Origin of the sequence: Sphingomonas paucimobilis NBRC 13935, assembly GCF_000739895.2 — a bacterium.
In the GTDB taxonomy this organism is placed as follows: Bacteria; Pseudomonadota; Alphaproteobacteria; order Sphingomonadales; family Sphingomonadaceae; genus Sphingomonas; species Sphingomonas paucimobilis.
This window is the reverse complement of the sequence record NZ_BBJS01000025.2, coordinates 1-1,739: the sequence shown is the minus strand read 5'-3', so window position 1 is coordinate 1,739 and position 1,739 is coordinate 1. Positions and strand designations below refer to the sequence as shown.

Here is a 1,739-nt window from a genome sequence, read left to right as displayed (position 1 = left end):
ACAGGGGAGGAATTGGGCTTAGTGCCGGAAGTGGCGCATGCCGGTGAACACCATCGCCAGCCCGGCTTCGTCCGCCGCCGCGATGACCTCGTCGTCGCGGATCGAGCCGCCCGGCTGGATCACCGCCGTCGCACCCGCCTCGACCGCCGCGAGCAGGCCGTCGGCGAAGGGGAAGAAGGCGTCGGATGCGACCGCCGAGCCGATCGTGCGCGGTTCCGCCCAGCCCGCCTTCTCGGCGGCGTCCTTGGCCTTCCACGCGGCGATGCGCGCCGATTCCAGACGGTTCATCTGGCCGGCGCCGACACCGGCGGTCGCGCCGCCCTTGGCATAGACGATCGCGTTCGACTTCACATGCTTGGCGACCGTCCAGGCGAAGCGGCAATCGGCCAGTTCCTGCGTCGTGGGGGCGCGCTTGGTGACGACCTTCAGCATGTCGTCGGTCAGACGGCCATTGTCGCGGCTCTGGACCAGCAGGCCGCCCGCGATCGACTTCATCATCAGGCCGGGGCGCGACGGGTTGGGCAGCTCGCCCGACAGCAGCAAGCGCAGGTTCTTCTTGCGAGCGAAGATCTCGCGCGCTTCTGCGCTGGCGTCCGGTGCCACCACCACCTCGGTGAAGATGCCCGAAATCGCTTCCGCCGTCTCGGCATCGAGCGGGCGGTTGCAGGCGATGATGCCGCCGAACGCCGACACCGTGTCGCAGGCAAAGGCCGCCTGATAGGCCTCCAGCAACGTCTCACCGCTCGCCACGCCGCAGGGGTTGGCGTGCTTGACGATCACCACGGTCGGCGGGCCGTCGATGAACTCCGATACCAGCTCCAGCGCGGCGTCAGCGTCGTTCAGGTTGTTGTAGCTCAGCGCCTTGCCCTGCAACTGCTCGGCCTGGGCGATGCCCTGCCCGCCCCGCTGCGGCAGATAGAGCGCCGCGACCTGATGCGGGTTCTCGCCGTAACGCAGCGTCTCAGGGTGGCGGGTGAAGGCGAGCGGCAGGGTGGCCGGGAACGCCTCGCCCTGATCGGCGAAGGCGAACCACTGGGCGATCGCCGAGTCATAGGCGGCGGTGGCGGCGAACGCTTTGGCGGCCAGGCGCTGGCGGGTCTTCAGGCTCGAAGCGCCGTCATTCGCGGCCAGATCGGCGAGGAAATCGGCATAATCGACCGGGTCGGTCAGGATCGAGACATAGCCATGATTCTTCGCCGCCGAGCGGACCATGGACGGGCCGCCGATATCGATATTCTCGATGATCTCAGGCCGCTCCGCGCCCTTGGCGACGGTCTGCTGGAAGGGATAGAGGTTGACGACGACCAGATCGATCGCGCCGATGCCATGCTCGGTCATCGCGGCGGCGTGGGCGGGATCGTCGCGCACCGCGAGCAGGCCGCCATGGACCATCGGGTGCAGCGTCTTGACCCGGCCGTCCATCATCTCGGGGAAGTTGGTGACCTCGGAGATGTCGCGCACCGGGAGCCCCGCGTCACGGATCGCCTTGGCGGTGCCGCCGGTCGATACGAGATCGACCCCGCGCTCGGCCAGCGCGCGGGCCAGGTCGATGACGCCGGTCTTGTCGGATACCGACAGCAGCGCGCGGCGAACCGGCACCAGATCGACGGAGGGAGCGGTGGGGAGCGATACGGCCATCGGGCAGCGGGTCCTGATACTGGGAGGAGTTTGCCGACCCGATAGACTCCGATTCGCCGAAGCGCAAAATGTGATTCGGGAAAGACCCATTCCTCCCCTGT

Annotated in this window: 1 protein-coding gene; it reads right to left on the bottom strand. The window is 68.0% G+C overall.

Features of this window, described 5'->3' with window-relative positions:
* Positions 1–18: 18 nt before the first annotated feature.
* On the bottom strand, positions 19–1,638 hold the full coding sequence (purH, locus tag SP6_RS09090; RefSeq protein ID WP_007407023.1) for a bifunctional phosphoribosylaminoimidazolecarboxamide formyltransferase/IMP cyclohydrolase: 1,620 nt from the start codon (positions 1,636–1,638) through the stop codon (positions 19–21).
* Positions 1,639–1,739: the final 101 nt, after the last annotated feature.

Coding starts and splice junctions, on each gene's coding strand:
- purH (WP_007407023.1), bottom strand. CDS start 1,638: ATGGCCGTATCGCTCCCCACCGCTCCCTCCGTCGATCTGGTGCCGGTT.